Source organism: Pseudoalteromonas sp. TB25 (assembly GCF_000497995.1).
Classification (GTDB): domain Bacteria; phylum Pseudomonadota; class Gammaproteobacteria; order Enterobacterales; family Alteromonadaceae; genus Pseudoalteromonas; species Pseudoalteromonas distincta.
Genome location: NZ_AUTI01000167.1, coordinates 1 through 5,126, shown reverse-complemented (window position 1 = coordinate 5,126; position 5,126 = coordinate 1). Strand labels below are relative to the sequence as shown.

Here is a 5,126-nt window from a genome sequence, read left to right as displayed (position 1 = left end):
CCGCCGTTACCTACTACTGCTTGCTTAATTTGTCTAGCTGAGTATTCAAATACGGGTAAGTCGGCCATTGCTGCACCTACAATCGCAGCGCCTCTAGCTTGGCCTAGTTTTAGAGCTGAATCGGGGTTATGCGCCATAAATACTTTTTCAATGGCAAAGGTTTCTGGCGAAAATTGCTCAATAAGTTGTGTAATGCCTTGGTAGATCATTTTAAGTCTAACCGGAAAAGGATGATCGGCTAACTTAATACAGCCACTGCCTAAGTATGTAAATTTAGAACCTTGGTGGGCAACAACGCCATACCCGGTCAAACGTGAACCAGGATCAATCCCTAAAATAATGGCCAAACTGCATTCTCATTATTGTTATTTTTAAATTACGCTAATAATGCCAGAGCACTGTATAAATTACCAGTACAAAGAAAACAAAAATGCCCACGTGTTAGGTGGGCATTTAATACTTAATCCAATACGTGTTAAGTTAGTTTAAGCTTACCCTAGGGCACGCACTAATCCTTGGGTATTTTGTTTAAGTGTTCGGGCAATCATTAAATAGCCTAAACCAGCCACAAATACACCGCCAGCTACCGGACCAATAATCCATATATGCGGATGTAACTTACCAGCTAAATCAAACATTTGTTGCTGCACAATTAAAAGCGCTATATCACTAAAAAATGCAGCAACTAAGCCAGCTAAACCGCCGAGTAATAAAAACTCGTACAAGGTCGCGTTTTTAATTAATCGGCTTTTAGCGCCAAGTGTTCGCAGTATGACAATTTCTTGCATACGCTCACCCAAACTAGCTTGCACTTGCGATATAAGTACAAGCGCGCCACACAGCACAACAATTGCAAGTACAAAGCCAATGGCGAGTGATACTTGCGAAATAGTTGTTTGTATTTGCTTAACAAAGTTATCAATGTCAATTGCTGTAATAGTAGGGTAAGTACGCAATAACTGGCTAAAATCACGCTTTTGCTCTGGGTTTATACGAACCGACGAAATATACGTTGCAGGAAAATCTGCAAGTACATCTGGGCTTAAAATAATAAAAAAGTTAGGTTTAAGCGTGGCCCAATTTACTTTTCGCACACTGGTGATCTTAGCATCGAACGACTGCGAACCAATTAAGAATGTAAGCGTATCGCCTATCTCAACATCTAAACGCTCAAGCATCGACTCCTCTACTGAGGCTTCAGCCATCGCATTTTCACCAAACCACGTGCCTTGTGTTACTTCATTTTGGTCAGGCACATCTTTAAGCCATGTAAGGTTTAGCTCACGGCCAATACCTGCACGGGCTTCTTCGTCTTTTTTCTCATTGTCTTGCAGCGAGACAGAACGTGCTACCAACTCGCCGTTTACCGCATTTACGCGCCCACGAATAGTTGGATAAAACTCTGATACCTGAATATCTTTTTGAGCTAAATATTCATTAATTGGCTCAAGTTCATTTTGCGTAATATTAACTAAAAACGCATTAGGTGCATCGCTTGGTAACTGCGATTGCCAATCAGATATCATGTCGTTTTTAAGTACCACTAAAAACAGCAGTAATTTAATCGCTAACGAAAAACTAATTAACTGGACCGCGTTCACATTTGCACGTTTTTGAATAGATGCAATTGCAAGCGACCAACTGTTACCTGGCTTTAAGCCAAGCTTTCGACCGCCACCAAATATTAATTTGGATACCAAAAACAGCACACCAATTAGCGCAAGTGTTGAGATAAACAAGATAAGCGTTATTTTTATGTTGTTACTAAATAACCACATTAATAAAAACACGGTTAGCGCACTCATGCCTAAATGCACACGGCTCACTGCCAATTTGTCACCTAAGTTACGGCGCAGCACTCTAAGCGGTGGAATATCAAATAAATCAAACAACGGCTTAATAGAAAACATAACGGCACAAATTACGCCAGTGCTAATAGCCACCAGCCAAGGTTTAAAACCACCTAAAGGTAGCTCTGTCCCCATACTTTTTGATAAGTAACTTGTTGCTATTTCTTGCAAGCCGTAACCAATTAACAATCCAATACTTACCGCCATTGCACACACAAGCAATAAATGAAGCATGTATATTTTTCGGATCATCGAACGACTACCGCCTAATGTTTTCATCATCGCTACTGGGTCGTATTGGCGTTCACAATAACGTTTTGCTGAAACAGCTATAGCCACTGCGGCTAAAATAATACCTAATAGACCGGCTAGTAATAAAAAGCTCTCTGCGCGGTTTAAACTATTTGAAATAGGTGATTGGCGATCTTTAACGCCGTACCATTGTTGGTTTTCTTTCATTTGTGGTTTAAGCCACTCATAAAAGCTATTTATATCGGCCTCACTACCGGCATAAAGTTGGCGGTAATAAACACGACTACCCGGCTGCACAACTTCGGTTTTTTCCACATCGTCAATATTAATAAGCACACGACGGCTACTCGAAAACACATTAAATGGCGCGTCTGGCTCTTCTACAATAACTTTTGAAACATTGAATAATGCAGCGCCAAGCTCTACTTGCGCGCCTATATCAATATTTAAACTGTAAAATACAGATTCACTTAGCCACACATTACCCGGCGTTGGTCCGCTATTAGCAACCTTAGTTTCACCTGTAAGGGTATCTTTAACTTTTAACTGCCCTTTTAGCGGGTACGCATTAGATGCCGCTTTTACTGAGCTAAACTGCATTTCATCATTAGCAAACAACATAGTGTCGAAGTACACCATTTGAGCCGTTTTTAAATTTTGGCTCTGTGCTTGAGTAATAAAAGCGGTGTCGAGAACATGATCGCTTGCAAGTACACGGTCTGCTGCAATAAAAGCACTGCTTTTTTGCGCAATACTTTGCCCTATTCGCTCAGTAACCATCGACAGTGTAAGCACGGTTAAAACTGCAAGCGCGATAGCCGCACTTATAACAGTTAGCTCACCACGACGAAATTCTCGCGAAAATAACTTAAGCGCTAACTTAACCCACATCAGCAACGTCCTCTACTTGGCTTTTTACCAGTAAACCCGCTTCTATTTGAATAATGTGCTCACATTTTTGTGCAAGCCCTTCATCGTGAGTAACCAAAATAAGCGTAGTACCGTGCTGAGTATTTAAATCAAATAATAACGACTCAATCATTTTACCATTTTTGCTGTCTAAGTTAGCCGAAGGCTCATCAGCAAATAGTATTTTAGGTGTGCCAATAAATGCACGCGCAATAGCAACACGCTGCTGTTCACCGCCAGAGAGTTGCGACGGGTAATGATCAATTCGATGGCTCAAGCCTACTTTTTCAAGCAAAGCAATTGCTTGCTCTTTTGCATCACTTTCACCAGCGAGCTCTGCTGGTAGCATAACGTTTTCTAGTGCCGTTAAGCTTTGTACTAACATAAACGATTGAAACACAAATCCAATTTTAGCCGCGCGCAGTGCTGCACGCTCTTCTTCATCTAAATTGTGTAATGGTTCACCATCTAAAAATATTTCACCGCTGCTGGCAGTGTCCAGCCCTGCTAATAAACTGAGTAACGTAGATTTACCAGATCCCGATGTGCCAACAATAGCAACAGACTCGCCATGCTTGACATTAAAGCTGATGTCGCTGAGGATGGGCAGCTCACCTTCAAAGGTAGAGACTACTTTAGACAAACCATTAACCTGAATTATATTTAATTGAGAAAGCGCTGACATATGACTCATTCAATCCTTCGTTTAGTATTCATTTTATTTTTAGTTATCAAACCGCTGAGCGCAGCAGCCAACAACACGATTTTAATACTCGGTGACAGTTTAAGCGCAGCCTACGGACTTCAACAAGAAGAAGGCTGGGTAAAATTGTTACAAGATAAATACGATGACGAACAAGCCGACATTGAACTTATCAACGCCAGTATTAGTGGCGAAACATCTGGTGGAGCCCTACGCCGTTTAGATGCATTGCTTGAGCAATACGAACCCACTCATGTACTTATTGAGCTAGGTGCTAATGACGGTTTACGTGGTTTTCCAGTCAAAAAAATGCAAACTAACTTAACGTCTCTTATTCAAAAAAGCCAAGCAGCTAATGCGATGACCGCCTTAATGGAGATTTACATTCCCCCTAATTACGGTCCGCGTTACAGTAAAATGTTTACAGACACTTTTACACATGTTAGCGAAGAAACAAACGCGCATTTAATGAACTTTTTTATGCTAGATATTGCCAGCCAACCTGAGCTGATGCAAAACGATAGTTTACACCCTAACAAAAAAGCTCAGCCATTAATACGAGATGAGATGTATGACTCGATCAAAAAGTGGTTAAATAAAGACTAGCCAATTAATACACCGCAAGAGTGCTATTTTAGGCCTCTTGCGTAATAAACACCCAAACAAACAATCGCTTATTGATTTTTAAAAAAATACACGTACTATTGCATACAAAGTCGGTATGTGGCGCAGCTTGGTAGCGCACTGTCATGGGGTGGCAGGGGTCGAGAGTTCGAATCTCTCCATACCGACCATTAATACCAATCCGCAATAATACTTAATCATTTTGCGGGGCTAAACGTGTCGCTACCTGTGTTAAAAAATTCTCATTTAGAACAACTAAATAGCGAATTTTTTGCCTAGCTATCAACACGTTTTTCCATCCTAAAAATAGATCACTTAATTAAGCGAATTGGTATAAACTCCTTCTATATCAATAAGTTAAATTTCTCTTCAAAATATAGCCAAAATCCATCTGTTTTGATTCTACAATTTATCCGTGGCACTATCTTATTTATCTAAGCGCACTTAATAAAACTGAGTTTAGCTGGCTAGTTTTGTGGTTTTTGAGGGGGTTGTATTTAAATGTTATTACCTTGAAGTGGCCTTTGTGGGATCTATATAAAGCCATTTAATTTCAATTTATTGAAATTAAAATAAAAAAGCGCTCTAAGCGCTTTTTTATTAAAGTACTAGTGCTTGCGCCCTACACCATTACGTACCATGTCTTGCCCTGTTTGGAATACATCTTCTGTAATACCGCGCGCTAAAAGTAATTTTTGATTATCGTCAAACACGGCTACAAAACGACTACCATCACTATTGTTTGTTGCCATACCAACGCCCGAAACACCCTTAAGGCCAAGACCGCC

General features: G+C 40.4%; 5 protein-coding genes and 1 tRNA gene. 2 read left to right on the top strand and 4 right to left on the bottom strand.

Features of this window, described 5'->3' with window-relative positions:
- The 3 genes from ruvC to L652_RS0103660 form a co-directional block, all read right to left on the bottom strand.
- Nucleotides 1–347 (bottom strand): crossover junction endodeoxyribonuclease RuvC (gene ruvC, locus L652_RS0103670; protein WP_024596839.1); only part of this gene is annotated, 347 nt, incomplete at its 3' end.
- 144 nt (nucleotides 348–491) lie between these two features.
- Nucleotides 492–2,993, bottom strand: coding sequence for an FtsX-like permease family protein (locus tag L652_RS0103665; RefSeq protein ID WP_024596838.1), 2,502 nt, complete (start codon nucleotides 2,991–2,993; stop codon nucleotides 492–494).
- Nucleotides 2,983–3,696: an ABC transporter ATP-binding protein gene (locus L652_RS0103660; protein ID WP_024596837.1), complete on the bottom strand. Its 714-nt coding sequence runs from the start codon at nucleotides 3,694–3,696 to the stop codon at nucleotides 2,983–2,985. The genes L652_RS0103665 and L652_RS0103660 overlap by 11 nt, the downstream gene beginning before the upstream one ends.
- On the opposite strand from L652_RS0103660, the gene L652_RS0103655 reads away from it, so the two are divergent.
- Together L652_RS0103655 and L652_RS0103650 are read left to right on the top strand one after the other, a co-directional pair.
- Nucleotides 3,697–4,320, top strand: a complete 624-nt coding sequence (locus L652_RS0103655) for an arylesterase (protein WP_024596836.1) — start codon at nucleotides 3,697–3,699, stop codon at nucleotides 4,318–4,320. It begins immediately after the preceding gene.
- Nucleotides 4,321–4,431: 111 nt separating this feature from the next.
- A tRNA-Pro gene (locus L652_RS0103650) sits at nucleotides 4,432–4,508 on the top strand.
- Nucleotides 4,509–4,946: 438 nt separating this feature from the next.
- On the opposite strand, the gene L652_RS0103645 is transcribed toward L652_RS0103650, so the two are convergent.
- A partial coding sequence (locus tag L652_RS0103645; protein WP_024603296.1) for a hypothetical protein occupies nucleotides 4,947–5,126 on the bottom strand: 180 nt, incomplete at its 5' end.

Excerpts from the sequence above, each read along its gene's own strand:
- L652_RS0103665 (WP_024596838.1), bottom strand. The coding sequence starts at position 2,993 with ATGTGGGTTAAGTTAGCGCTTAAGTTATTTTCGCGAGAATTTCGTCGT.
- L652_RS0103655 (WP_024596836.1), top strand. The coding sequence starts at position 3,697 with ATGACTCATTCAATCCTTCGTTTAGTATTCATTTTATTTTTAGTTATC.
- L652_RS0103660 (WP_024596837.1), bottom strand. The coding sequence starts at position 3,696 with ATGTCAGCGCTTTCTCAATTAAATATAATTCAGGTTAATGGTTTGTCT.